Genomic DNA, 25,058 nt, shown 5'->3' with positions numbered 1-25,058 from the left:
ATCTTTGTGTCTCTAATAATTAAAGACATGTTTTCAAAATTAGCGTATTCTGTTTTCGAACAAAGCATCAAAGATTATCATCAATTTGATAGTGTTGATCAGCCAATAAATAATCCTTATCCAAAAGATAAGTTTGAACATTTATTATATCTTAAAAACTGGATTGACACTGTTCAATGGCATTTTGAAGATATTATTCGTGATCCGCAAATTGATCCAGTTGCGGCATTAACTTTAAAAAGAAAAATTGATGCTTCAAATCAGGAAAGAACTGATATGGTGGAATACATCGACAGTTACTTCTTGCAGAAATACAGTCATATAAAAGCAAAAGACGGAGCAAAAATCAATTCTGAAAGTCCGGCTTGGGCATTTGATAGATTGTCGATTTTGGCTTTAAAAATTTATCATATGCACGAAGAAGCTACACGTGCTGAGGCTTCGCAAGAACACAGAGATAAATGTCAGGAAAAACTAAATGTACTTTTAGAGCAAAGAACTGATTTATCTACAGCAATTGAAGAATTGTTGACAGATATTGAAAATGGAGAAAAATTCATGAAAGTGTACAAACAAATGAAAATGTACAACGATGATGAATTGAATCCAGTTTTGTATCAAAATAAAAAATAATTTGGCCGACTTGTCTACCAAAATTAAACACATAGCCGTCATGAGACTATCCGCAATGGGAGATGTCGCCATGACGGTTCCTGTTTTACGAGCTTTTGTAAAGCAGTATCCTGAGGTAAAATTGACCGTTGTTTCACGTCCATTTTTTAAGCCTTTTTTTGAAGGAATTCCGAATCTTGATTTTTTTGCTTTTGATGAAAAAGAAAGACATAAAGGTTTCTTCGGGCTTTTACGATTATTTAAAGATTTAAAAAAGCTTGATATTGATGCTTTTGCAGATCTTCATAATGTTTTACGATCTAAAGTCGTGAGTTTGCTTTTCGCTTTAAGCGGAAAAAAAAGAGCAACTGTTGATAAAGGAAGAGAAGGAAAAAAAGAATTGACAAGACCCGAAAACAAGATTTTTAAACAATTGCCAACGATGTTCGAAAGACATGCAAAAGTGTTTGAAGAATTGGGTTTTCCTATAAATTTGAATAATCCAGAGTTTCCTAAAAAAGCAGTTTTAAGCGCAGAAATTACTGATTTAGTTGGTGAAAATTATCAAAAATTAATTGGAATTGCACCTTTTGCGCAATACGATTCTAAGGTTTATCCTTTAGATTTGATGCAGAAAGTAATCGAAAAATTAGCCGAAAATAAAGATCAAACCATTTTGCTTTTTGGAGGTGGAAAAAAAGAAATCGAGATTTTAGATTCGCTTTCGCAGCCTTTTAAAAATGTAATAAATGTAGCCGGAAAAATTAAATTTCAGCAGGAATTAAAACTAATCAGCAATCTTGACATAATGCTTTCTATGGATTCTGGAAATGCACATATTGCCGCAATGCTGGGTGTAAAAGTTGTTACGCTTTGGGGTGCAACACATCCGTACGCAGGATTTTTGCCATTTAATCAAAGTATAGAAAACGCTTTGACTTCAGACCGAAATCAGTATCCAAAACTGCCAACATCTGTTTACGGAAATAAAGTGGTGGAAGGTTACGAAGATGCTATGCGAACGATTTTGCCAAAAAAAATTATTGATAAAGTTGTCGAACAACTTTCATAAAAAAAAACTTCTCTTTGTGGAGAAGTTTTTTTTTGTTTTAAGCTATTTTCTTGCTTAAATCGTATCGTTCTTTAGAATCAAGGAGCGAATATCCTAATGTTTTTTTTCTTTTTTTATTCACTATAATTGTGACAAAGTTATTTTTGTCTTCGGTTGACAATATAATATGTTCGAATTTTTCTGAAGAATCTCTGTAAATTTTATAAATCAAGTCGTGATCTTTAATTTTTTTAGATAAAATTTTAGCAGATTTAAGTTTGCTTACATATGGCCAGATATTAAAAATACTTGAATCTGTATTTTTTACTTCTACCATTTTTTCGGTCATAGTTGCATTGTATTTTTCTTTTTCGAGCAGCTTAGGACCTTTTTTGTTTCTCATTTTAATTATAACTGCCAGTACGCATAACGAAGCAGATACAAGCAACATGATGAAAAGTGATAAATGAAAGTGGTGTACGTGCGCTGTCATGATATTTAAAGTTTTAAATGTATTGACAATTCCGATTTAGCTCTACAAATTCTCAAACCATGAGAATGAGATTACTATAATTTCACCTCTAATATAATAAAAATTTGGCAATATTTTAATAAAAAACTGATTTTTTTATAATTCTAACTACAAATAAATCTTTTCTTCCTTGCATCTACTATAAATATAATCTTTAAGATTTGAAATTGTTGCTTCATAGTCAGGCGCCTCATAACCAAATCGTTCAAATTCTATTTGTTCTTTTTGAATAGCATTGCATCCTTTTATAACTTCTTTGAGCATATCGAGCATGGCTAGTTCTTTGTTGTTGGTTTTCTGAAATTTGAATTCTACAATCTCGTCTTGCAGTTCTTCACAATAATCAACAAGTTTGACAACCTCTGGTTCATCCAGTAGATATTCTTTATTTCTAAAAATTTCCCGTACAGATTTCATAAAACAATTTATTTTCAATTTTTAAATCCAAATTCCAATTAGGCAAATATTGTAATAAAAATCAAACAAAAAAAATTCCAAATCCCAATAGAAAATTGGAATTTGAAATTTATATTTTTTATGATTCAATTACTTACACGTCGTCGTAATCAACATAAATAGTATCTGAAGTTGGGTGCGCTTGGCAAGTCAAAATCAAACCTTCTGCAATTTCGCCATCCGTTAAAATTGAATTTTTTGTCATTTCAGCAGAACCTGCTGTAACGCGTCCTAAACAGCTACTGCAAATCCCGCCTTGGCAAGAATAAGGAGCGTCAACGCCTTGTTTTAAAGCAGCATCAAGAATGGTTTGTTTTTTAGACATTTCAAAAGTAACCTCTTCATCATCAACTAAAACGGTGATTTTTGTATGACCTTCTTGAGAACCCTGAATTACATGTTCTTCTGAAGAAGATGTAAAAAGCTCAAATTTAATAGCTGACTCTTTTACATTTTTTTCTTTTAAAATATTCGAAACCGTGTTGATCATTTCTTCTGGGCCACACAAGAAAAACTTATCAAATTGAAGTTCTTTATGTTTATTGTTCAGCACAAAATTCACCGCCGATTTCTCAATTCTTCCAAATAAAGCATTTTCAGCTTTTGCCTGACTGTAAACGTAATGAATGAAAAAACGTCCTACATACTGTAATTGCAAATCGTGCAATTCTTGGTGAAAAATAGTTGCTTCAGGAGTTTTGTTTCCGTAAACCAATACAAATGAACTTTTTGGTTCACTTTTTAAAACCGATTTTATGATTGAAAGAACCGGCGTAATTCCGCTTCCTGCAACAAATGCCGCATAATTTTTTTGTCTGTCGGCTTCTGGCTCAAAAGTAAATTTTCCTTCAGGCTGTCCAACTTCAAGAACATCTCCAGCTTTTAGCTTTGTGTTGGCAAATTGAGAAAAAAGACCATTTTTTACTGCTTTAACTGCAATTCGCAATTCACCGCTTTCTGGTGCAGAGCAAATAGAGTAAGCACGTCTTATTTCTTGATTATCAAGAGTTAGTTTTAAATTTATGTATTGTCCAGCTATAAATTTATAGTCTGCTTTTAGTTCTTCAGGAACATTAAAAAGTACTGAAACAGCATCGGCAGTTTCGCGTTTTACCTCTTTAATTATAAGTTTTAAAAATGAAGGCATGATTAATTTTTTTTGCAAAAGTAGCAAACACTAAGTAATTGACACTTACTAAAATATTTTTTTTAACTTTTTTTGTAACGTTTTCCTACATTTGGTCTCTTACTGAAAAACCAAAACAAATAATCATGATTAAAAAGTTTATTTTTCTTGAATGGAAAGCCTTTATAAGATCAGCATCATTTGGCAAAAACCTAGCGATGAAGATTTTATTAGGGTTTTTAATGATTTACTTTTCATTAATTTTTGTCGGAATGGGTGTGGGCGCTTTCTACATTCTTAAAAAAATGAATCTTGAACCTTTGCAGACAGTAAACCGGTTCTTGATTTATTATTTCTTATTTGATTTAATAGTCCGTTTGATGCTTCAGGCAATTCCGGTTTTAAATATTAAGCCATTATTGGTACTGCCATTCAAAAAGCCAACAATTGTTCATTTTTCTTTGGGAAAAACAGCGTTGTCGTTTTTTAATTGGATTCATGCCTTGTTTTTTATTCCGTTTTCAGTTGTTTTAATGATTGAAGGATACGACGTTGTTAATATTCTTTTTTGGAATCTCGCTATTATTTCGCTTATCTACATCAACAATTTTTTAAATATCATTTTAAGCAATATTGACAAACTGTTTGCTGCTTTTTTGGTTCTTGTAATTGCACTTGGAACAGCTCAATATTATAAACTGTTTGATATTACTGCTTTTACAGCACCATTTTTTCAGGGACTTTATGAAATTCCTGGATTGTCATTAGTTCCTGTTTTGGTATTGGTTGGCTTATATATTTTTGCGTTTAAATTTTTCAAAAACAATTTATATCTCGATGCAGGACTATCTGTAAAAGAAGATATTGCTTCGACCGAAAATCTTTCATGGCTGAATCAATTTGGAACTGTCGGAACATTTCTTAAAAATGATATCAAACTCATCAAAAGAAATAAAAGATCAAAAACCACGATTTTCATGAGTTTTCTCTTCTTGTTTTACGGACTTTTATTTTATTCCGGCGGAATCGAATCGTATGATAAACCCGTAATGCATCTTTTGGCAGGAATATTTGTTTCGGGCGGTTTTCTATTTGTTTTTGGTCAGTTTGTACCAAGCTGGGACAGTTCTTATTACCAATTAATGATGACGCAAAATATTCCGTATCGCGGTTATATTATGGCAAAATGGTGGCTGATTGTAATTGCGACTGTGGTTTCAACAATTTTGGCTTCTTTTTATCTTTATTTTGGTTGGCAGATTTATGTAACAATTGTAGCTGCAGCAATTTATAATATTGGAGTAAATTCACATTTGGTTCTTTTGGGTGGTGCATTTACAAAAACGCCAATAGATTTAAGCAATGCAGGCGGTGCTTTTGGCGATAAAAAAGCATTTAATGTAAGTGCGATGTTATTAACAATACCAAAAATTTTGCTGCCTTTGCTGCTTTACGGATTGGGACTTTATTTCAACAACAAAGCCCTCGGATTATCGCTAGTTGCCGGAGCCGGAGTTTTGGGATTTATTTTTAAAGACAAGGTTTTTTCTTTAATCGAAAAAAGATATAAAGTTGAAAAATACAGTACAATAAGTGCTTATAAACAAAAGAATTAAGTAGATAATTAGAAAAGTAGTCAATTTGATAATGAGATAATTCATTTCATTGAATACAAATTAACGATTAAACGAATCAACAATTAAACTAAAAGAAAATGATACAAGTAAATCAGCTTTCAAAAAAATATAACAATACAACAGTTTTAAATATTAATAATCTTGAAATTCCAAAAGGTCAGAGTTTTGGACTTGTAGGGAATAACGGAGCAGGAAAAACAACTTTTTTCAGTTTGCTTCTAGATCTAATTCAACCTTCAACGGGAAGTATAAAAAACAATGATATTCAGGTAAATACAAGTGAAAACTGGAAATCTTTCACAGGTTCATTTTTAGATGAAAGCTTTCTGATTGGTTATTTGACTCCCGAAGAATATTTTTATTTTATTGGAGATTTGCGTCATCAGAATAAGGCTGATATTGATGCGCTTTTAAGCAAACATGAAGAGTTTTTTAATGGCGAAATTTTAAACAACAAAAAATACCTTCGCGATTTATCGAAAGGAAATCAGAAAAAAGTGGGTATTATTGCGACACTTATTGGTAATCCAGAAGTGGTAATTTTAGATGAACCTTTTGCAAATTTAGACCCGACGACCGTAAGCCGTTTGAAGAAAATTATAAAAGAATTAGCCGATGATCCAAATGTTACAGTCTTGGTCTCAAGCCATGATTTACAGCACACTGTAGAAGTTTGCGATCGAATTGTTGCGCTTAATAAAGGCGAAATTGTAAAGGATATTCAAACCTCAGAAGAAACCTTGCAAGAGCTGGAATCGTTTTTTGCTGTTTAAGTTTCTATATTACAAAAAGAAGCGTATTTTTACAAGTCATTATACTAAAAGTCCTTTTTATAAGTTTATGCTTTAAAATTAGCTCTATTGAAAAAGAATACTCTTAAATACTGTTTTCTCCTTACTTTTTTATTCTTTTTGATAGCTTGCTCTACCAAGAAAAATACTTTTGTGAATAGAAATTCGCATGCTTTAAGTACAAAATACAACATTTTGTACAATGGCGGAATTGGACTTGAAAAAGGACTGAAATCAATTCAAGCTAATAATCAAGATAATTTTTGGAAGATTCTGCCAATTGAAAAAATGCAGTTTGACGAGAATTTTTCAGAAGGAGAAAAAACAAAAAATCCTGATTTCGAAAAAGCTGAAACAAAAGCAACAAAAGCTATTCAGAAGCACTCCATGAATATTGGGGGAAGAGAAAGAAATTATCAGATTGACGAAGCGTATTTAATGCTCGGAAAGGCAAGATATTATGATCAGCGCTTTATTCCGGCAATTGAGGCTTTCAATTATATTCTTTACAAATATCCAAACAGCAGTAATATTTATACCGCAAAAATCTGGCGTGAAAAAACAAATATGCGTTTAGGAAATGATGCGATTGTTATTAAAAACATCAATGATTTGTTGAAGAAAACAGATTTGGATAAACAAACTTTTTCAGATGCAAATGCTTTATTGGCAGAAGCTTTTTTAAATACTGAGCAAAAGGATAGTGCTGTAGCGAAATTAAAAATTGCCGAAAAGTTTACCAGAATTAATGAAGACAGAGCTAGATACCGTTTTATTTTAGGACAATTATATCAAGAATCGGGACAAAGAGATAGCGCTGTTTATTTTTATAATGGCGTAATCGACATGAACCGAAAAGCCGATCGCAAATACATGATGCAAGCATATGCAAAAAAAGCACAAATGTTTGATTATGAAAAAGACGATCATAATATGTTTATTGAAACCTATAATAAATTAGTCGAAGACCGAGAAAACAGACCGTATTATGATATTCTGTTTTATGAAATGGGCGTGTTTTTTGACAAAAATAATGAGCAGGACAATGCTTTGGAATTTTACAATCATTCATTAGCCAGAAAATCTAAAGATCCATATCTCGTTGCATCGACATATCGAAACATTGGAAATATGTATTTTAGAAATACAGATTACACGATGGCTGCAAAATATTACGACAGTACACTTGTAAAATTAAACCCAAAAACGAGAGAGTTCGCGTTTATCGAGAAAAACAGAAAAAATTTAGATAACGTAATTAAATACGAAGGAATTGCAAAACGCAATGACAGTATTATTAAGGTATATAATTTGCCAGAAGCCGATCGAAAAACATACTTCGAAATTTATATTGCAGAACTTAAAAAGAAAGATGACGCAAAAAGATTAGCAGAAGAAATTCAAAAAGAGAAACTTGCAAATGTACAGCGTAATACAAACACTGGAGTTTCGCAAACAGCTATAAACCCGCAAGCGCCTAACAAAACAGATTTAACCGCAGGAGCTTTTAATCCGCCAGGAACAAATGATGTTGCGAGCACTTTTTATTTTTACAATCCAACAACAGTTGCTTACGGAAAATTGCAGTTTAGAAAATTGTGGGGAAATCGTGCTATAGCAGGAAACTGGAGATTGTCTGCATCAAAAGCAATTGTTAATACTGCCTTGAAAGATTCTTTAAACATCAATCAAGATTCTATAAATGCACTTCAACAGGCCGTTCCAGAAAAATATACAACGGCATTTTATGAAAAAAAACTTCCTACAAGTCCTGCAGTAATGGACAGTATTGGTAAAGAACGAAACTTTGCTTATTATCAGTTAGGACTTATTTATAAAGAGAAGTTTAAGGAATATCAATTAGCCAGTGATAAATTAGAACAGTTATTGCAGAACAAACCTGAGGAAAAATTGGTTTTGCCGTCGATGTATAATTTGTATAAAATTTATCAAATTACAAATCCAGCAAGAGCAGAGAGGATCAAGTCGGATATTATAGGTAATTATCCAACTTCGAGATATGCACAAATTTTGAATAATACCAATTCAGACGATCTGGTTACGGCCGACAAAGAATACAAAAAATGGTACAAATTGTTTGAAGAAGAACATTTTGACGAAGTTTTAAGCAACATCGACAATTTGATTAATCAGTATTCTGGTGAAGATATTGTTTCGAAATTTGAATTGCTTAAAGCAAGTACTTTAGGAAAAGTAGAAGGTTTGGCTGCATATAAAAAAGGTTTGGAAAACGTTGCTGATAATTACCCAAATAGTGAAGAAGGAAGAGAGGCGCGTGACATTTTGGAAAAACAAATTCCAACTCTGGAAAAACTTGATTTTACGGCAGTTGATGGCAAGAACTGGAAAATTTTATATCCTATTTCTAATTCTGATACCAAATCGGTTAAAAAAATCGAAGAGGCAATCAAGGTGTATATGTTGGTTGAAAATTTCGAACGACTAACAACTTCTTTTGACAAATACAATAAAACGCAAAGTTTTGTAGTTATTCATGGTTTAAAATCAGAGGCGTATGCCAATGATGTTGCAGGAGTTTTGAGAGATGATAAAAAGTATAAAATCTCTAATACGCCAATAATTATTTCAAGTGATAATTATAAGGTAGTTCAAATCAAAAAAAATCTTGACACATATTTAGCCCCAAAAACCCCATAAACCATGTTTGAGAAAGTCAAAAAAAGCACAACAGAGAATTTAGGAAAAACCAACAGAATTGTAGAAGGAACCTCTATAGTTGGGGATATTGTTTCAAAAGCTGATTTTAGACTGGATGGTGAACTGATTGGAAATTTTACTTCACAGGGAAAACTTGTTATTGGCGCGTCAGGAATTGTAAAAGGCGAAATTATTTGCCATAATGCTGATATTGAAGGAGAATTTCAAGGAAAGTTAAGAGTTTTAGAAGTCCTTAATATTAAAGGTACAGCACGTATTCACGGAGAAATTGCCGTTGGAAAACTTTCTATCGAACCAGGAGCCGAGTTTACAGCTTCCTGCGTTATGCTCGCAAATGCTAATCAAGTAATAATGTTAGAAGATGGAAAAGGAACCGAATAATAATAGAAGAAATAAATGGCTGGCGCTTATTAATATTCCATTTCAAATGGCGGTCATTATTTTCTTGTTTTCTTATTTTGGAACCTGGCTTGATGAAAATCATCCAAGCCCGAAAGTTTATTATAATACTATTTTTGTATTGGCCGGTGTAGGCCTTGCTTTATATAATGTTATCCGCCAAGTTAATGATATTAACAAAACAAAGTAATTTTGCCTTTACAGCAGCTTTAGATAAAAGTTGCATCTTTGCAAAAAATTACTTGAAATGTCATTAAAAAATTACAAACCTATTTTTCATTTATTTTGTTTTGCTGTTGTTGCCTGTATTGTGCATAAAGCAGCCTTTTATTTGCTTGAAATTAATTTTCAAAAATTTCATTATAGTATAGAATTGCTGTATTTGATTTTTTTCGGATTAGCGACTTTTTTATACCTTATATTATTAAAGGTAAAAACGAAGAATTTTGAAATCGTTGGAATGGTTTTCTTATTCGGAACTTTTACTCAAATGTTGTTGGGATATTTAATTTTGCAGCCTATTTTAAAAATCAAAACAGAAATGGTCAATGTTGAAAAAGTCAGTTTTTTTATAACATTTATTTTGTTTTTGTTATTTGAGACGCTTTTAACTGTCCGATTATTAAATGAAAAGCGTTAAAATCGCGAATATGTAAAACAAGGTTCAAAAATAATTTTTCATATCCTTTTGAATATTAATAAAAAATGTACCTTTGCACCAAATTTTAGAAACGTAAAAAAATAAGATTTTCCACGATATGGTGATTTCAAACAAACCACTCAGCTTTATTCTAGCAGCTTTTGTAGCTTCTCTACCAATTATGGGTTTTGCAAACTCAGAGAATGATTCAACGCATGTACAAACGGAAACAGCTCACGAAGAGAAAGTAATTTCACATGATGCTCCAGCGGAAGGAGAGCACGAAGTAGCTCTTGACCCAAAAGCAAAAGTGGACGCTTTTATTGATCACCACTTACAAGATTCACACGACTTTGTTTTCTTTCAAGATGAAAAAGAAAACAAGCACTACGGTTTCCCATTACCAGTTATACTTATTGACGGAGGTTTGAAAGTTTTCTCATCTTCAAAATTCCATTTCGGCGAAACAGTTGCTGAGGTTGATGGAAACTACTACAAATTAGTTCACGGTAAAATTTACAAAACTGATGCTGCCGGTACAGTTACTTTTAATGAAGAAGGTCACCCAGAAAACGAAAAAGTTTTAGATTTTTCAATTACAAAAAATGTTGTTTCAATGCTTTTTGTTGCGGTACTTTTATTCTTCATGTTTACTGGTTTAGCAAAATCATATAAAAAAGGACCAATCCCAACTGGATTTGGTAGAGTATTAGAGCCACTTGTAATTTTCATTAGAGATGAAATTGCAGTTCCAAATATTGGAGAGAAAAAATACCGTAAATATATGGGTTACCTATTAACTGTATTTTTCTTTGTTTGGGTTTTAAACTTATTAGGAATGACTCCTCTAGGAATTAACGTAACAGGAAATATTGCAATTACAGTTTGTTTAGCAGCATTTACTTTTATCATTACACAATTTAGTGCAAACAAAGATTATTGGGGTCACATCTTCTGGATGCCAGGAGTGCCAGTTCCAATGAAAATTATCTTAGCACCAATTGAGATTCTAGGAACACTAACAAAGCCATTCGCATTATTAATTCGTTTGTATGCAAACATTACTGCAGGTCACGTAGTAATCATGAGTTTGATCGGAATGATTTTCGTTGGAAAAAATTTGGCAGCAGATTTGCCAATCTCTTTAGGATTGACATTATTTATCTCTGTTATTGAAATTTTAGTTGCATTTTTACAGGCTTTCATTTTCACAATGTTATCATCATTGTTTATTGGTATGGCGGTTCAAGATCATGACCACGCTCACCACCACGAAGATGAAACAGCAATTATTTAATTTAGAAGTTTAATTTTATATATATAAATAGTTATGGGAACAATTCCAACTTTAGTAGGTGCTGGTTTAGTAGTAATCGGTGCAGGTTTAGGTTTAGGTAAAATCGGTGGATCTGCTATGGACGCTATTGCTCGTCAGCCAGAAGCTGCAGGTAAAATTCAAACTGCGATGATTATTATCGCGGCTTTATTAGAAGGTTTAGCATTTGCTGCTTTGATCTTAGGAAAATAATAAAGAGAAAAATAACAACATCTTTAACGGTTGGTTAAAGGTGTTGTTACTTTAAAAAAGAAATTAAATATTTAATATAGTTATAAAATGGATAAGTTAATTAACGATTTTTCATTCGGTTTATTCTTCTGGCAAGCTTTAATCTTGGTAATATTGATTTTGCTTTTAGTAAAATTTGCATGGAAACCAATTATGGAATCTATTACTTCAAGAGAAGAAGGTATTAAAAACGCATTGCTTTCTGCTGAAAATGCAAAGAGAGAAATGGAAAACTTACAAGCTGACAATCAAAGAATTTTGAATGAAGCTCGTGCAGAACGTGACGCGATGTTGAAGGAAGCTCGCGAAATGAAAGAGAAAATGATAGCTGATTCTAAAAACGAAGCGCAAGAAGCTGGTCAAAAAATGATTGAACAAGCTAAAGCTGCTATCGAAAGTGAAAAAAATGCTGCAATGGCTGAATTGAAATCTCAAGTTTCAACTTTATCATTAAGCATCGCTGAAAAATTATTGAAAGAAGAATTATCTAACAAAGAATCTCAAACTAAATTAGTTGAGAAAATGTTAGGTGACGTAAAGTTAAACTAAGATATGGCAAGTACAAGAGCAGCAATTCGTTATGCAAAAGCAATTCTGGACTTAGCAAACTCTAAAGGTGTTGCCGAAGCTGTCAATAACGATATGAAAACAATTGCTCAGGCAATTGAGACTAATGCAGAATTGAGTACATTTATTCAAAACCCAACAACAACTGTTGAAGTTAAACAAAGTGCTCTTTTAGAAGTTTTTGCAAATGTAAACGGTGTAACTAAAGGTTTATTCCATTTATTATTTGAAAACAAAAGATTTGAAATTCTAAATGCAATTGCATCAGAATACAATAAATTATTTGATGAAAACAATGGTGTTGAAGTAGCAAAAGTTACAACTGCAATTCCTATGGATGCTGCTTTAGAAGCTAAAGTTTTGGCTAAAGTTGCAACTTTATCAGATAAAAAAATTACAATTGAAAATATAGTAGATCCTTCAATCATTGGTGGATTTATTTTAAGAATAGGTGATAATCAATACAATGCCTCTGTTGCAAACAGATTACAAGTATTAAAAAGAGAGTTAAGTAATTAGTTTTATTACACATAAAAGTGTCTAAATTATAAATTAAGATGGCGGAAATCAAACCTGCTGAAATTTCAGCAATATTAAGAAAGCAAGTAGAAGGTTTTGAATCTGGTGCTACGCTAGAGGAAGTAGGAACAGTACTTCAAGTTGGAGATGGTATTGCTCGTGTTTACGGGCTATCTAATGTTCAATATGGTGAGTTAGTAGAATTTGATAACGGTATGGAAGGTATCGTATTGAATCTTGAAGAGGATAATGTTGGTGTGGTACTTTTAGGACCATCTACAGGAATTAAAGAAGGATCTACTGCAAAAAGAACTCAACGTATTGCTTCTCTTAAAGTAGGTGAGCAAATGGTAGGACGTGTAGTTAACACTCTTGGTTTTCCAATTGATGGAAAAGGACCAATCGGTGGAGATTTATACGAAATGCCTTTAGAAAGAAAAGCACCAGGAGTTATTTTCCGTCAGCCAGTAACTGAGCCATTACAAACAGGAGTAAAAGCAGTTGATGCTATGATACCAGTTGGTCGTGGTCAGCGTGAGCTTGTAATCGGTGACCGTCAAACAGGTAAATCAACTGTTTGTATCGATACAATCTTGAACCAAAAAGAATTTTATGATGCAGGAAAACCTGTATTCTGTATATATGTTGCAATTGGACAAAAAGCTTCAACTGTAGCAGGAATCGCAAAAATGTTAGAAGAAAAAGGAGCAATGGCTTATACAGTTATCGTTGCTGCTAATGCTTCTGACCCAGCTCCAATGCAAGTTTATGCTCCATTCGCTGGTGCTGCAATTGGAGAGTACTTCAGAGATTCTGGTCGTCCAGCTCTTATCGTTTATGATGATTTATCTAAGCAAGCTGTTGCTTACCGTGAGGTTTCTCTTTTATTAAGAAGACCACCGGGACGTGAGGCTTACCCTGGAGACGTTTTCTACTTACACTCTCGTTTATTAGAGCGTGCTTGTAAAGTAATCGCTGATGATGGTATCGCAAAAAACATGAACGATTTGCCAGATTCTATCAAGCCAATCGTAAAAGGTGGTGGTTCATTAACTGCATTGCCAATTATCGAAACTCAAGCTGGTGACGTTTCTGCATATATCCCAACAAACGTAATTTCGATTACAGATGGTCAGATTTTCCTTGATGGAGATTTGTTCAACTCTGGGGTTCGTCCTGCTATCAACGTAGGTATCTCTGTATCTCGTGTTGGAGGTAATGCTCAAATTAAATCAATGAAAAAAGTTTCTGGAACTTTAAAATTAGACCAAGCTCAATTCCGTGAATTAGAAGCTTTCGCTAAATTTGGTTCTGACTTGGATTCTGTTACTTTAAACGTAATTGAAAAAGGAAAAAGAAACGTTGAAATCTTGAAACAAGGTTTAAATGATCCATATCCTGTTGAAAACCAAGTTGCTATTATCTACGCAGGTTCTAAAAACTTATTAAGAAACGTTCCTGTAAGTAAAGTAAAAGAATTTGAAGCTGATTTCTTGTCTTACTTAAACAGTAAACATAAAGATACGCTTAACGCGTTGAAAGCTGGTAAATTTGACGATAACATTACAGATGTTATTGAAAAAGCAGCAAAAGAAGTTTCAGCAAAATATAACTAATATTTAGTTTATAGTTTTTAGTTTATTGTTTGTGGTTCGCCCTAACAATAAACTAAAAACAACAAACAATAAACAAAAAATTAATGGCAAATTTAAAGGAAATCCGTAATAGAATTACTTCCGTTTCATCGACGATGCAGATTACATCGGCTATGAAAATGGTTTCTGCTGCAAAGCTTAAGAAAGCACAAGATGCAATCACTGCAATGCGCCCTTATGCCGAGAAATTAACTGAGTTGTTGCAAAATCTTTCAGCTACACTTGATGGTGAAGTTGGTGGAGATTACACAACACAACGTGAAGTAAAAAAAGTATTGCTTGTAGCGATAACTTCCAACAGAGGTTTATGTGGTGCATTCAATTCAAATGTAATTAAGGAGATTAAAAATCGCACTGATTTTTATGCTGGAAAGCAAGTTGATGTTTTTGCCATTGGTAAAAAAGGAGGCGATGCTTTAGTTAAAACGCATAAAATTCACGGGCATCATAATGCAATTTTTGATCATTTAACTTTTGAAAATGTTGCTGGAATTGCTGATAATTTGACTCAAAAATTCTTATCTGGAGAATATGACAGAATCGAATTAATCTACAATCAGTTTAAAAATGCAGCTACACAAATTGTTCAAACTGAGCAGTTTTTACCGTTAGCTCCAATTAAATCTGATGCAGCATCTTCTACAGGAGATTATATTTTCGAGCCTTCAAAAGAAGAAATTGTATTGACTTTGATTCCTAAATCGTTAAAAACTCAATTATATAAAGGTATTCGTGATTCATTTGCTTCAGAACATGGAGCACGTATGACAGCTATGCACAAAGCAACTGACAACGCAACTGAATTAAGAAACCAATTGAAATTGACTTATAACAAAGCACGTCAGGCTGCTATTACTAATGAGATCTTAGAGATCGTTGGTGGAGCAGAAGCGTTGAAAGGATAATTAGTATCTTAAAATATAAAAAAGAGCCAGCATATTTGCTGGCTCTTTTTTTGCAAAAAATAAGCCGATACCCCCAAATATCAGCTTTTTCTCTTTTATATAGAAATTGAATTTTTTATCTGTTATAAAATGGTGATTCTCAATTTACCCAAAAACTGAGAATCAATACCATTTTATAAAATTATTGCACAGATTTATCACCTCTGTTTTGCTTTGTCTTTTATGGGAACAAACTAGCTTTATTAATCCCAAGGCTCTGTTTTTTTGAGGGTTACATTTCAGCAGAATCAATCCCTTGTGCTTTGTCTTTTGTGGGAACAAACTAGCTTTATCCGTCCCAATGCTTTGCTTTTTTTAAGGGTTGTATTTTAGCTTTTCTCATTCCCTGTGATACAAAGTTAATACAGAAGCAGTTGGAAAAACTTATATAATTTTTTTTCAATTTTATAGATTTCACATATGCCTTGTTTCGCAATAATATTTTTGGCGTAAGAAAAATTGAGTAATTTTGACGTTTATCTTTATTACAATGGAATTTCAAATACGAGAACTTACTACAATTGAAGAAATGCTGGAACAAATCGATACTATGCGATTTCTTTATCCTAAAATTTCAATCGAAAAATATGAGTCCTATTTAAGGGAAATGATTCCTCACAACTATATCCAGATTGCAGTTTTTGACAACGATGTTTGTTTAGGAATAACTGGCTGTTGGTCAGCCACAAAACTTTGGACAGGAAAATATCTTGAAATTGACAATTTTGTTGTGAACCCAGAGCACAGATCTAAAGGAATAGGAAAATTATTGACGGATTATATTGATAAGAAAGCTTCAGATTTAGGCTGCAGCAGTATCGTTCTAGATGCTTTTACCGGAAATTTTGGTGCACATCGGTTTTACTACAACCAAGGTTACGGTCCTAAAGGATTTCATTTTGTGAAAGTTTTGGATGAAAACAAACTTACTCAATAAAAAAACAGCTGAACTTTCTTTATTGAACAGGCAAAATCATTAATAAACCAAAGAATTGGTTATTTTTGTTTTACGAACTTTATTATAAAAATTATTTTGGGATTATATAAAAATCTATTCAAACAAACTGCGATTTACGGACTAGCAACGGTTTTACCGAGGATGCTTAGTTTTTTATTGGTCAGATTATATACAGGTATTTTACCAACAGCAGAATATGGCGAAGTCTCGATTGTTTTGTCTTGGATGGTTTTCTTTAATGTGGTTCTTTCTTACGGAATGGAGACCGCTTTTTTTAGATTCTATAGTGCCGAAGATGACAAGAAAAATGTAATTGCAACGTCTACCATTTCTATTTTTTGGTCATCAATAGGATTTTTATTTGCCGCCTTAATTTTTAGAAATACGCTCGCAACTTGGGCGGAAGTTGATGTACAATATATCACGTATTCGGTTTGGATTTTAGTTCTGGATGCTTTGGTTTTAGTACCTTTTTCTAAACTGAGAGCGAATCAGCGACCAATGGTTTATGCGGCTATCAAGATTGGAAATGTTGTAATTAATTTATTATTGAATATTTTCTTTTTGATGTATTTGCCGAAATTGGCAGAATCACATCCTAATTCAGTTTGGGATAATTTATACGTAGAGAATTTTCAAATCGCCTATATTTTCATTGCAAATCTTCTGGCGAGTTTAGCCACTTTTATTGTGCTTTCGCCAAATTACCTTTCGCTTGGACGAAAATTTGATCCAGAACTTTGGAAAAGAATGATGAAATACGGGCTTCCAATTTTGGTTGCGGGATTGGCTTTTGCAGTAAATGAGCATTTTGATAAAATCCTTTTAGGATATCTTCTTCCTGAAAATTTAGCAAAATCTGAAGTTGGTGCATATTCTGCTTGCTACAAATTAGGATTATTCATGGTTCTTTTTGCAACTGCTTTCAGATTAGGAATCGAGCCTTTCTTTTTCAGCCATGCAAAAAATGAAAATGCGCCTCAAACCTATGCCGTAATCACGAAATATTTTGTGATTCTGGGTTCACTAATTTTATTGGGAGTTATTGTATTTGCAGATATTTTAAAGATTTTATTGCTTAACGACAAGTCCTATTGGGAAGCAATGAAAGTAGTACCGCTGATTATTTTGGCAAACTTCTTTTTAGGAATTTATAATAATTTGTCGGTTTGGTATAAACTGACGGACAAAACAAAAATTGGTGCTTACATTTCTATTGTTGGTGCCATTGTTACATTGGTTTTAAATTATCTTTTGATTCCAAAATATAGTTATTATGGTTCTGCAATTGCAACCATTTCGGCTTATGGAAGTATGATGCTTATTTCGTATGTTTTAGGAAATAAGTATTACCCAATTCCTTACGACATGAACAAAATTGGAGCTTATTTGGGCGTTTCGATAGTATTCTCAATAATTTCATTTTACGGATTTAGAGAGAAATATTATGTTGGAATTCCGTTGCTTTTAATTTTCATGTATATGGTTTATCATTATGAAAAGGATACCATTAAAGGAATACTAAAGAAAAAATAAGCCCGTTTAAAATTTTAAATTACAAATGAAAATACAAATCATAAATAAATCACAGCACGACTTGCCAAACTACGAAACGATCGCTTCGGCTGGAATGGACTTGCGCGCTAATTTAACAGAATCAATTACACTTAAGCCTTTAGAAAGAACAATTGTAAAAACAGGACTTTTTATTGAATTGCCAATTGGCTACGAAGCTCAGGTAAGACCAAGAAGCGGACTGGCGGCAAAAAAAGGCGTAACCGTTTTAAATTCTCCAGGAACTGTCGATGCTGATTATAGAGGTGAAATAGGAGTAATTTTAGTAAACTTATCAAATGAAGAATTCGTTGTTGAAAACGGAGAAAGAATTGCACAATTAATTATTGCCAAACACGAAAGAGCTGAATGGATTGAAGTTGAAGAGCTTTCAGAAACTTCAAGAGGAGCCGGCGGATTTGGGAGTACTGGAGTAAAATAAAAATTTAATAATTTAAAGATTGAAGAATGTAAAGATTTACTAATCTTGCAATTTTTCAATTTTTTAATCTTTCAATAAAAACATGAAAATAATCGTTCCAATGGCGGGCCGCGGCTCGAGACTTAGACCACATACGTTAACAGTTCCAAAACCATTAATTCCTGTTGCAGGAAAATCTATAGTTCACCGTTTAGTTGAAGATATTGCCAAAATATTAAAAGAACCAATTGAAGAGGTTGCATTTATTTTAGGCGATGAAGCTTTCTTTGGTGAAGATGTTGTAACAAGTTTACAAGATTTGGCTCAAGGGCTTGGTGCAAAAGCGTCTATTTATCGCCAGCATTTACCTTTAGGAACTGGCCATGCAATTATGTGTGCCAAAGAATCACTTTCTGGTCCTGCAGTTATTGCTTATGCTGATACTTTAATTAGAGCTGATTTTGAATTAGATCCTCAAGCAGATGCTGTAATTTGGGTAAAACAAGTGGAACAGCCAGAAGCTTTTGGAGTTGTAAAACTGAATCAGAATAATGAAATTATAGAATTGGTTGAAAAGCCAAAGGAATTCGTAAGTGATTTAGCTGTTATCGGAATTTACTATTTCAAAGAAGTTGGAGATTTGAAAAAAGAACTTCAGGGCGTTTTGGATAATAACATTCAAAATGGCGGTGAATACCAAATCAATGACGGAATCAAAGCGATGATGGCTAATGGTAAAGTATTTAAGACCGGAAGCGTTGATGAATGGATGGATTGCGGAAACAAAGATGTTACGGTTGAAACCAACAGCAGAATGCTTGGATTTTTGCATAATGACGGAGAACATTTAGTAGATTATAATGTGACTTTAGAAAATTCAACGATTATTCCTCCTTGTTACATTGGTGAAAATGTTGTGCTGAAAAACACAACAGTTGGTCCAAATGTTTCTATTGGAAAAGGATGCCGCATTACAGATAGTTCTATTAAAAATAGCTTAATACAAACATATTCTCAAATAAAAAACGCTAACTTAGACAATGCGATGATTGGAAATCACGTTAGTTATGACGGAAAGTTTACAAGCATAAGCATTGGAGATTATTCTGTTTTAGAATAAAAAAAGGAGTTTCGGCTTTTTCTTTTTGGTTTAAAAATGAAATTATAAAAGAATGAAAAAAAGCGTTTTGGTTATTTTATTTTTCGTTTTGCTAGGCAATTCAAATTCGGTTTTTGCACAGACAGAACCGGAAGATATTGCTATGGCGCCCGATGACTATCAAGATGCTTTTTATGAATCGTTGAAACAAAAAGGAATAGAAAATTACGATAAAGCTATAGTATCATTAGAAAAATGCATAAAGCTGAAACCTAATGATGCTGTTGCTTATTTTGAATTAGGGAAAAATTACTTTGCTTTAAAAGATTATCAAAGCGCAAATACAGCTTTTGAAAAAGCAACACAATTAGATCCTAAAAACAAATGGTATTGGCTCGGGATTTATGACGTAAGTTATGAAACCAAGAATTATCCGTTGGCGATAGAAACGATTCAAAAAATTATTGTTTTTGATGAAGAATATAAAGATGATTTGATTTCGCTTTATATGATTACAAATCAATTTGATAAAGCGCTTGCAACGATTAACGAAATGAACGATAAATTTGGAAAATCCGAAGATCGTGATCGTTATAAAATGCAGATTTTATCACAAGGAAAATACCAAGATGCTGAGATTTCTAATTTGATTGATCAGATAAAAAAGAATCCTAAGGAAGAATCGAATTATCTGAATCTGATTATTTTATATTCAAAATCAGATGATAATGACAAAGCTTTGGAAGTTGCGACAAAATTGGCAAAAGAGGTTCCAAATTCGGAATGGGCGCAAGTGAGTTTGTTCAAAACCTATTTAGATGCAAACCAAGCTGATAAAGCAATCAAGTCAATGAATATTATTTTGGCGAGTCCAAAAATTGATTCAAAAATCAAGCACAGAACTTTGAATGAATTTTTGATTTATACGAATAAGAACCCGCAATATGCACCAGATTTGGAGAAAGCGATTTCTTATTTTGACAATGACCCAAATGTAGATGTTGCCAAAGAAATAGGAAAATTTTATCACAGTAAAGGTCAATATGAAAATGCAATTAAATATTATGAAAAAGATTTAAAAGCACATTCAGATACAGATCGTGAAACCAATTTGCTTTTGCTTGAAGCGTATACGCAAGCAAAACAATTTGAGCCAATGACAAAAAGAGCAATGACTATGATTGAAGTTTATCCGAGTCAGCCGCAATTTTATTATTATGCAGGACTGGGAAATAACCAGTTAAAGCAATTTAAAAACGCAAAAACCGTTTTAGAAATGGGGCTTGATTATGTTGTTGATGATAAAATGCTGGAGTCAAATTTTAATACGCAGTTAGGAGAAGCTTACAACGGATTGGGAGATGCAAAGAAAAAAGAGGAATACTTTTTGAAGGCTAACGAACTATTAAAACAAAAGAAGTAAGAAAAGATGAAAAGATATATAGCAGTACTATTGCTTTCGGTTCTAATGATTTCATGCAAGTCCAAAGCCGTAGCAGTACAAAACAACAATGGTAAGATTGAAGAAGCACCAAAAGAAGATAGAAAAGCAATTGAAAAACATTATAACAATAAGTTAGATTTTTCGACTTTAAATATAAAGGCGAGCGCGCGATATGAAGATGAAAAGCAAAGCCAAAATGTTAGTGCAGACATCAAGATAGAAAAAGACAAACAGATTTTAATAAGCGTTCGTTTTCTTGGAATCACAATGGCAAAAGCTTTGATAACGCCAACCACAGTAAGCTATTATGAAAAAATAAAAGGAACTTACTATGAAGGTGATTTTACAAGTTTAAGCAAATGGCTTGGAACGGAATTAGACTATAGCAAAGTTCAGAATTTGTTAGTAGGAGAGGCACTTGATGATTTGAGAAAGGGAAAATATACGCAGACAATTGTTGAAAATCTTTTTAGATTAGAAGATGAAAAAGACAACAAACTGAAAAAAGTATTTTATTTAGATTCTGAAAAATATTTAGTTCAGAAAGAAGAAATTTCACAAGCTTCAGAAAACATAAATCTTGAGATTATGTATTCTGACAGTAAAACATATAATCAAGGAACGCTTCCAACGAACATTGAAATTAATGCGGTACAGCCAAAAGGCAAAACCAATATTAATTTAAACTATACTAATATTTCATTTAATGAAGAACTTTCTTTTCCATATAGTGTTCCAAGTGGATATAAAAAAGTTATAATTAAGTAAATTTGCAAAAAGAAAACAGAAACATGCCAAAATTTCTCCTAAGCCTAATTTTTATTTGTGCCACAACTTTTATGTGGGCACAGGATTCTCAGCAAGAAAAACTTGAACAGCGCAAAGCGCAAATTCAGCAGGAAATTAGAGATAATGAAAAAATGCTGCAGTCTGTAAAAAAACAGGAAAAATCGGCTGTGAATGTATTTATGATTCAGGCAAATAAAATTAAGCTGAAAGAAAAACTGATCAATACAACGGCAAAACAAGAGAGATTGATCAGCAATGATATGTATATTAATCAAGTTCAGGTTAATAAATTGAAAAAAGAATTGACAGTTTTAAAAGCGGATTATGCAAAAATGATTCTTAAATCATACAAAAGCCGTTCTGAGCAGAGTCGTGCCATGTTTATTTTGTCTTCAGAAAGCTTTTTGCAAGCTTATAAAAGAGCGCAGTATTTAAAACAATATACAAATTACAGAAAAAATCAAGGTCTAGAAATTCAGTCTAAAACGGCTCAATTGGTTGATTTCAACGCAAAATTAGACGGACAAAGGCAAGTTAAGAAGAAAATTATTGCTGAAAATCAAAAGGAAAAGCAAAGTTTAGAAATTGAAAAGAAAGAACAGCAAAAATTAGTAAATGCTCTTAAAAAAGATAAAAATAAAATCATTGCTGATACAAAAGCTAAACAACAAGAATCGAGAAGAATTGATGCAAAAATTAAAGATCTTATTCGTGAACAAATTAGGTTAGCCAACCAGAAAGCAGAAGAAGAAAGAAGAAAAAGAATTGCAGAAGGTAAAACTACAGAAAGTAATGATCCACCTGTTCGAAGTATTTCTTCAGATAGAATTGCATTAACACCAGAAGGTAAAATTCTAGCAGCAGACTTTAAGGCAAACAGAGGAAAATTGCCATGGCCAGTTGAAAAAGGATTTATTTCTCTTGCATATGGAGATCAGCCACATCCACTCCATCCTTCGATTATAGTACACAATTCAGGGGTTGAGATAACGACAGAAGATGGTGCTACTGCGCGTGCAGTATTTGAAGGGGTTGTATCAAAAGTTATTGCATTATCTCCAGTAAATAAGGCAGTTTTTATTCAGCATGGGGATTATTTTACTGTTTATCAGAATCTGAGTCAGGTTTTTGTAGAACAAGGAGATAAAGTAAAAATTAAGCAAAGTCTTGGAAAAGTAAGAACCAGTGGTGATACAGGAAAAACAATAATCAAATTTTTGATTCTTCAAAATACATCAAATAACAATCCGGAAGGATGGTTGCAAAACAGATAAAAAAAGGGAGCTCGTTGGCTCCCTTTTTTTTTATAAATCGAGGTTTGATTAATCGTATTGTTCTAATAAATATTTTATCACATCCGTCGTCGTAACAATTCCCTTAAGTTCATCATGATCCACAACAGGAAGTGCATGAAAATCTTCTTTTGCAAAAATTTCAGCCAAGTCTCTAATAATCATATCTGACGGAACTGTTCTAGGTTTTGAAGTCATTACCTGAGAAATAGACAACATATCAAGAATAGCTTCGTCTGCGCCGTCCTGTCCTTCAAACAAAGCACCAAAAGTAAGGCGGTTGATGTCTGTTCGGCTAATGATGCCAACTACTTCTTTCCCCTTCACAATTGGAATATGTCGAATGGTATTTTTCTTTAATTTTTCAACTACTGTTTTTAAATCATCTTTTTCATTTGCAGTCACTACGGTTTTTGTCATAATGTGACTAATTGGTTCTCTCTTTTTCATGATAAATAAGTTGTAATGTTTGCATCAAAGTTCGGAAAAGAATAGCATTCGAAACATGATTTTTATCAGGTTTAACATCTGAAAATAAATGAGTTAAATGTTTTTTGTGTATAATTGAAATCTTAAGATTTAATTATAAAAAAAGAATAATTTAGAGTAGAAAACGAAAAATCAATCTATATCTTGATTTGAAATTAATCTATTGAATTTAAAAATAGTATTTTTGCATTATGGAAACAAATAGACAGAAAAAAATAGGCGGTGTCATCCAAAAAGATTTGGTTGATATCTTGCAAGGTGAAGTGCGAAAAAACGGAATTACCAATTTGGTAATTTCAGTATCCAAAGTTAGTGTGACTACTGACTTATCTGTGGCAACAGTATATTTAAGCATTTTTCCTCAGGAAAAAGCCAAAGAAACTTTAGAAGGAATAAAATCAAATACAACTTTAATCAAACACGATTTGTCTCAGCGTGTGCGTTTGCAGTTGCGTCGTGTACCAAACTTGGTATTTTTTATCGATGACTCATTAGATTATATCGAAAAAATCGACAACGCTTTAGCAGGCAAGGAAAACCCAATTGAAAACCGTGATCTTTTAGATAAAAGAAGAAAATCATAAATTGAATTTCCCCCTTTACATAGCCAAACGTTATATTTTTAGCAAAAGCAAAAACAACGCTATTAATATCATTAATCGTATTGCCAGCATGGGAATCATCGTTGGTACAATGGCTTTGTTTGTGGTTTTATCAGTTTTTAGTGGTTTGAAGGTTTTTAGCCTTTCGTTTACAAACGAAATTGATCCCGATTTAAAAATGACGAGTACTTTAGGAAAATCATTTTTGATTACTCCAGATCAGGAAAATCAGATCAAGAAAATTGATGGTGTCATCTCGTACACTAAAATTATAGAAGAACGTGTTTTGTTTTTGTTTAAAGGCAAACAAAAAGTTACTTATTTAAAAGGCGTTGACCGTAATTATGCTGTGGTCAACGATATCAAAAAAAAGCTTTTTACAGGACAATGGCTAAAACCAGATACATATCAGGTTGTTATTGGCTACGGAATTTCGCGCGATTTTTCATTGGGAGTTCTTGATTTCGAAAATCCGCTACAAATATTTGCTCCGAAACCTGGAAAAGGAGCAATTGAAAATCCGGATGATGCTTTTACAAAAACTGATGTTTTGCCAGTAGGAATTTATTCTATCAGTGAAGATTTGGATTCAAAATATGTTTTTGCCGATTTAGGTTTGGTGCAAGAATTATTAATGTACAAGCCAAATCAAATTTCAGGTGTTGAATTTAACATTGAAGAAAACGCAAATGAAAACGCAATCAGATCACAGCTTGAAAGCATCTTCAAAAATAAAGTTACGCTTAGAAACAGAGCACAGCTAAATGAATCGTTGTATAGAATGCTTAATACCGAAAATATCGCGGTTTATTTGATTTTTACTTTGGTGATTATTGTGGCACTTTTTAATTTGATTGGTGCCTTGATTATGATGATTTTAGAGAAAAAAGGAAACTTGAAAACCCTTTTTAATCTTGGTACAGAAATTAGTCATCTAAGAAAAATATTCCTGCTCCAAGGAACTTTGTTAAGTGTTTTTGGCGGTATAATCGGACTAGTTTTAGGTATTATTTTAGTGTTGCTACAGCAGAAATATGAACTGATAATGATTACACCTACTTTGGCTTTTCCGGTTGTTTTTACAATTGAAAACATATTGATTGTTTTAGGAACCATTATTTCTTTAGGTTTTCTGGCTTCCTTAATTGCCTGCAGCCGAGTAAGTAAAAAGCTGTTGGATTAATATTCTCTGCTCAAAAATATTCCCTATATTT

At 32.7% G+C, this 25,058-nt stretch carries 27 protein-coding genes; 23 read left to right on the top strand and 4 right to left on the bottom strand.

Annotated features, from left to right (window positions below; all coding sequences use genetic code 11):
• Positions 1–27: 27 nt before the first annotated feature.
• Positions 28–633, top strand: a complete 606-nt coding sequence (locus FND99_RS03935; RefSeq protein ID WP_144336676.1) for a DUF4254 domain-containing protein — start codon at positions 28–30, stop codon at positions 631–633.
• Positions 634–673: 40 nt separating this feature from the next.
• A complete protein-coding gene (locus FND99_RS03930) occupies positions 674–1,684 on the top strand; it encodes a glycosyltransferase family 9 protein (protein WP_144336675.1) in 1,011 nt (336 codons plus the stop codon).
• Positions 1,685–1,721: 37 nt separating this feature from the next.
• Here the strand turns inward: FND99_RS03930 and FND99_RS03925 are convergent, their stop codons facing one another.
• The 3 genes from FND99_RS03925 to FND99_RS03915 all read right to left on the bottom strand — a co-directional run bounded on the left by FND99_RS03925 (position 1,722) and on the right by FND99_RS03915 (position 3,798).
• Positions 1,722–2,156 (bottom strand): hypothetical protein, encoded by a 435-nt coding sequence (locus tag FND99_RS03925; RefSeq protein WP_144336674.1) that lies wholly within the window; start codon positions 2,154–2,156, stop codon positions 1,722–1,724.
• Between the two features lie 147 nt (positions 2,157–2,303).
• The gene (locus FND99_RS03920) at positions 2,304–2,612 is read right to left on the bottom strand and encodes a hypothetical protein (RefSeq protein ID WP_144336673.1); all 309 of its coding nucleotides are present in this window, start codon (positions 2,610–2,612) and stop codon (positions 2,304–2,306) included.
• 133 nt (positions 2,613–2,745) lie between these two features.
• Positions 2,746–3,798 carry a ferredoxin--NADP reductase gene (locus tag FND99_RS03915; RefSeq protein ID WP_144336672.1) on the bottom strand — a complete coding sequence of 351 codons (1,053 nt, stop codon included), beginning with the start codon at positions 3,796–3,798 and terminating at the stop codon, positions 2,746–2,748.
• 125 nt (positions 3,799–3,923) lie between these two features.
• On the opposite strand from FND99_RS03915, the gene FND99_RS03910 reads away from it, so the two are divergent.
• The 19 genes from FND99_RS03910 to FND99_RS03820 all read left to right on the top strand — a co-directional run bounded on the left by FND99_RS03910 (position 3,924) and on the right by FND99_RS03820 (position 22,735).
• Positions 3,924–5,393, top strand: coding sequence for a DUF5687 family protein (locus FND99_RS03910; RefSeq protein WP_144336671.1), 1,470 nt, complete (start codon positions 3,924–3,926; stop codon positions 5,391–5,393).
• A gap of 98 nt (positions 5,394–5,491) precedes the next feature.
• Positions 5,492–6,187, top strand: a complete 696-nt coding sequence (locus FND99_RS03905) for an ABC transporter ATP-binding protein (protein ID WP_144336670.1) — start codon at positions 5,492–5,494, stop codon at positions 6,185–6,187.
• 87 nt (positions 6,188–6,274) lie between these two features.
• The gene (gene porW / locus FND99_RS03900; protein WP_144336669.1) at positions 6,275–8,884 is read left to right on the top strand and encodes a type IX secretion system periplasmic lipoprotein PorW/SprE; all 2,610 of its coding nucleotides are present in this window, start codon (positions 6,275–6,277) and stop codon (positions 8,882–8,884) included.
• A gap of 3 nt (positions 8,885–8,887) precedes the next feature.
• The gene (locus FND99_RS03895) at positions 8,888–9,286 is read left to right on the top strand and encodes a bactofilin family protein (RefSeq protein WP_144336668.1); all 399 of its coding nucleotides are present in this window, start codon (positions 8,888–8,890) and stop codon (positions 9,284–9,286) included.
• Positions 9,267–9,494 (top strand): AtpZ/AtpI family protein, encoded by a 228-nt coding sequence (locus tag FND99_RS03890; protein ID WP_144336667.1) that lies wholly within the window; start codon positions 9,267–9,269, stop codon positions 9,492–9,494. The genes FND99_RS03895 and FND99_RS03890 overlap by 20 nt, the downstream gene beginning before the upstream one ends.
• A 57-nt stretch (positions 9,495–9,551) precedes the next feature.
• The gene (locus FND99_RS03885; protein ID WP_144336666.1) at positions 9,552–9,944 is read left to right on the top strand and encodes a hypothetical protein; all 393 of its coding nucleotides are present in this window, start codon (positions 9,552–9,554) and stop codon (positions 9,942–9,944) included.
• Positions 9,945–10,062: 118 nt separating this feature from the next.
• Positions 10,063–11,241 carry a F0F1 ATP synthase subunit A gene (gene atpB / locus FND99_RS03880; protein WP_144336665.1) on the top strand — a complete coding sequence of 393 codons (1,179 nt, stop codon included), beginning with the start codon at positions 10,063–10,065 and terminating at the stop codon, positions 11,239–11,241.
• Positions 11,242–11,274: 33 nt separating this feature from the next.
• Entirely contained in the window at positions 11,275–11,472 is a 198-nt protein-coding gene (atpE, locus tag FND99_RS03875) for an ATP synthase F0 subunit C (RefSeq protein ID WP_008465835.1), read from the top strand.
• Positions 11,473–11,559: 87 nt separating this feature from the next.
• On the top strand, positions 11,560–12,060 hold the full coding sequence (locus FND99_RS03870) for a F0F1 ATP synthase subunit B (RefSeq protein ID WP_144336664.1): 501 nt from the start codon (positions 11,560–11,562) through the stop codon (positions 12,058–12,060).
• Between the two features lie 3 nt (positions 12,061–12,063).
• Entirely contained in the window at positions 12,064–12,597 is a 534-nt protein-coding gene (atpH, locus tag FND99_RS03865) for an ATP synthase F1 subunit delta (RefSeq protein ID WP_144336663.1), read from the top strand.
• Positions 12,598–12,635: 38 nt separating this feature from the next.
• Positions 12,636–14,213, top strand: a complete 1,578-nt coding sequence (gene atpA, locus FND99_RS03860; protein ID WP_144336662.1) for a F0F1 ATP synthase subunit alpha — start codon at positions 12,636–12,638, stop codon at positions 14,211–14,213.
• An 83-nt stretch (positions 14,214–14,296) separates the two neighbouring features.
• Positions 14,297–15,157, top strand: coding sequence for an ATP synthase F1 subunit gamma (gene atpG, locus FND99_RS03855; RefSeq protein WP_144336661.1), 861 nt, complete (start codon positions 14,297–14,299; stop codon positions 15,155–15,157).
• Positions 15,158–15,686: 529 nt separating this feature from the next.
• Positions 15,687–16,133 (top strand): GNAT family N-acetyltransferase, encoded by a 447-nt coding sequence (locus FND99_RS03850; protein ID WP_144336660.1) that lies wholly within the window; start codon positions 15,687–15,689, stop codon positions 16,131–16,133.
• Positions 16,134–16,229: 96 nt separating this feature from the next.
• Positions 16,230–17,690 carry a lipopolysaccharide biosynthesis protein gene (locus FND99_RS03845; RefSeq protein ID WP_144336659.1) on the top strand — a complete coding sequence of 487 codons (1,461 nt, stop codon included), beginning with the start codon at positions 16,230–16,232 and terminating at the stop codon, positions 17,688–17,690.
• A gap of 25 nt (positions 17,691–17,715) precedes the next feature.
• On the top strand, positions 17,716–18,150 hold the full coding sequence (dut, locus tag FND99_RS03840; RefSeq protein ID WP_035646609.1) for a dUTP diphosphatase: 435 nt from the start codon (positions 17,716–17,718) through the stop codon (positions 18,148–18,150).
• A gap of 82 nt (positions 18,151–18,232) precedes the next feature.
• Complete coding sequence (locus FND99_RS03835; protein WP_144336658.1) at positions 18,233–19,249, top strand: sugar phosphate nucleotidyltransferase; 1,017 nt, start codon at positions 18,233–18,235, stop codon at positions 19,247–19,249.
• A 52-nt stretch (positions 19,250–19,301) separates the two neighbouring features.
• Entirely contained in the window at positions 19,302–20,651 is a 1,350-nt protein-coding gene (locus FND99_RS03830; RefSeq protein WP_144336657.1) for a tetratricopeptide repeat protein, read from the top strand.
• Between the two features lie 6 nt (positions 20,652–20,657).
• Positions 20,658–21,440, top strand: a complete 783-nt coding sequence (locus tag FND99_RS03825) for a DUF4292 domain-containing protein (RefSeq protein ID WP_144336656.1) — start codon at positions 20,658–20,660, stop codon at positions 21,438–21,440.
• A gap of 23 nt (positions 21,441–21,463) precedes the next feature.
• Positions 21,464–22,735, top strand: a complete 1,272-nt coding sequence (locus tag FND99_RS03820) for a murein hydrolase activator EnvC family protein (protein ID WP_144336655.1) — start codon at positions 21,464–21,466, stop codon at positions 22,733–22,735.
• Positions 22,736–22,783: 48 nt separating this feature from the next.
• Here the strand turns inward: FND99_RS03820 and FND99_RS03815 are convergent, their stop codons facing one another.
• Positions 22,784–23,203 (bottom strand): CBS domain-containing protein, encoded by a 420-nt coding sequence (locus tag FND99_RS03815; protein ID WP_144336654.1) that lies wholly within the window; start codon positions 23,201–23,203, stop codon positions 22,784–22,786.
• Positions 23,204–23,433: 230 nt separating this feature from the next.
• On the opposite strand from FND99_RS03815, the gene rbfA reads away from it, so the two are divergent.
• Entirely contained in the window at positions 23,434–23,826 is a 393-nt protein-coding gene (rbfA, locus tag FND99_RS03810) for a 30S ribosome-binding factor RbfA (RefSeq protein WP_132988203.1), read from the top strand.
• Position 23,827: 1 nt separating this feature from the next.
• Positions 23,828–25,027 carry an ABC transporter permease gene (locus FND99_RS03805; RefSeq protein WP_144336653.1) on the top strand — a complete coding sequence of 400 codons (1,200 nt, stop codon included), beginning with the start codon at positions 23,828–23,830 and terminating at the stop codon, positions 25,025–25,027.
• Positions 25,028–25,058 lie beyond the last annotated feature (31 nt).

This window comes from Flavobacterium daemonense, from assembly GCF_007341385.1.
Classification (GTDB): Bacteria; Bacteroidota; Bacteroidia; order Flavobacteriales; family Flavobacteriaceae; genus Flavobacterium; species Flavobacterium daemonense.
The sequence above is the reverse complement of the archived record's forward strand: the minus strand, read 5'-3'. Positions and strand labels throughout refer to the sequence as shown.

Bases quoted from the DNA above. Each gene is read 5' to 3' on its own strand.
- FND99_RS03935 (WP_144336676.1), top strand. From the start codon at position 28: ATGTTTTCAAAATTAGCGTATTCTGTTTTCGAACAAAGCATCAAAGAT.
- FND99_RS03930 (WP_144336675.1), top strand. From the start codon at position 674: ATGAGACTATCCGCAATGGGAGATGTCGCCATGACGGTTCCTGTTTTA.
- FND99_RS03925 (WP_144336674.1), bottom strand. From the start codon at position 2,156: ATGACAGCGCACGTACACCACTTTCATTTATCACTTTTCATCATGTTG.
- FND99_RS03920 (WP_144336673.1), bottom strand. From the start codon at position 2,612: ATGAAATCTGTACGGGAAATTTTTAGAAATAAAGAATATCTACTGGAT.
- FND99_RS03915 (WP_144336672.1), bottom strand. From the start codon at position 3,798: ATGCCTTCATTTTTAAAACTTATAATTAAAGAGGTAAAACGCGAAACT.
- FND99_RS03910 (WP_144336671.1), top strand. From the start codon at position 3,924: ATGATTAAAAAGTTTATTTTTCTTGAATGGAAAGCCTTTATAAGATCA.
- FND99_RS03905 (WP_144336670.1), top strand. From the start codon at position 5,492: ATGATACAAGTAAATCAGCTTTCAAAAAAATATAACAATACAACAGTT.
- FND99_RS03895 (WP_144336668.1), top strand. From the start codon at position 8,888: ATGTTTGAGAAAGTCAAAAAAAGCACAACAGAGAATTTAGGAAAAACC.
- FND99_RS03890 (WP_144336667.1), top strand. From the start codon at position 9,267: ATGGAAAAGGAACCGAATAATAATAGAAGAAATAAATGGCTGGCGCTT.
- FND99_RS03885 (WP_144336666.1), top strand. From the start codon at position 9,552: ATGTCATTAAAAAATTACAAACCTATTTTTCATTTATTTTGTTTTGCT.
- atpB (WP_144336665.1), top strand. From the start codon at position 10,063: ATGGTGATTTCAAACAAACCACTCAGCTTTATTCTAGCAGCTTTTGTA.
- atpE (WP_008465835.1), top strand. From the start codon at position 11,275: ATGGGAACAATTCCAACTTTAGTAGGTGCTGGTTTAGTAGTAATCGGT.
- FND99_RS03870 (WP_144336664.1), top strand. From the start codon at position 11,560: ATGGATAAGTTAATTAACGATTTTTCATTCGGTTTATTCTTCTGGCAA.
- atpH (WP_144336663.1), top strand. From the start codon at position 12,064: ATGGCAAGTACAAGAGCAGCAATTCGTTATGCAAAAGCAATTCTGGAC.
- atpA (WP_144336662.1), top strand. From the start codon at position 12,636: ATGGCGGAAATCAAACCTGCTGAAATTTCAGCAATATTAAGAAAGCAA.
- atpG (WP_144336661.1), top strand. From the start codon at position 14,297: ATGGCAAATTTAAAGGAAATCCGTAATAGAATTACTTCCGTTTCATCG.
- FND99_RS03850 (WP_144336660.1), top strand. From the start codon at position 15,687: ATGGAATTTCAAATACGAGAACTTACTACAATTGAAGAAATGCTGGAA.
- dut (WP_035646609.1), top strand. From the start codon at position 17,716: ATGAAAATACAAATCATAAATAAATCACAGCACGACTTGCCAAACTAC.
- FND99_RS03835 (WP_144336658.1), top strand. From the start codon at position 18,233: ATGAAAATAATCGTTCCAATGGCGGGCCGCGGCTCGAGACTTAGACCA.
- FND99_RS03830 (WP_144336657.1), top strand. From the start codon at position 19,302: ATGAAAAAAAGCGTTTTGGTTATTTTATTTTTCGTTTTGCTAGGCAAT.
- FND99_RS03825 (WP_144336656.1), top strand. From the start codon at position 20,658: ATGAAAAGATATATAGCAGTACTATTGCTTTCGGTTCTAATGATTTCA.
- FND99_RS03820 (WP_144336655.1), top strand. From the start codon at position 21,464: ATGCCAAAATTTCTCCTAAGCCTAATTTTTATTTGTGCCACAACTTTT.
- FND99_RS03815 (WP_144336654.1), bottom strand. From the start codon at position 23,203: ATGAAAAAGAGAGAACCAATTAGTCACATTATGACAAAAACCGTAGTG.
- rbfA (WP_132988203.1), top strand. From the start codon at position 23,434: ATGGAAACAAATAGACAGAAAAAAATAGGCGGTGTCATCCAAAAAGAT.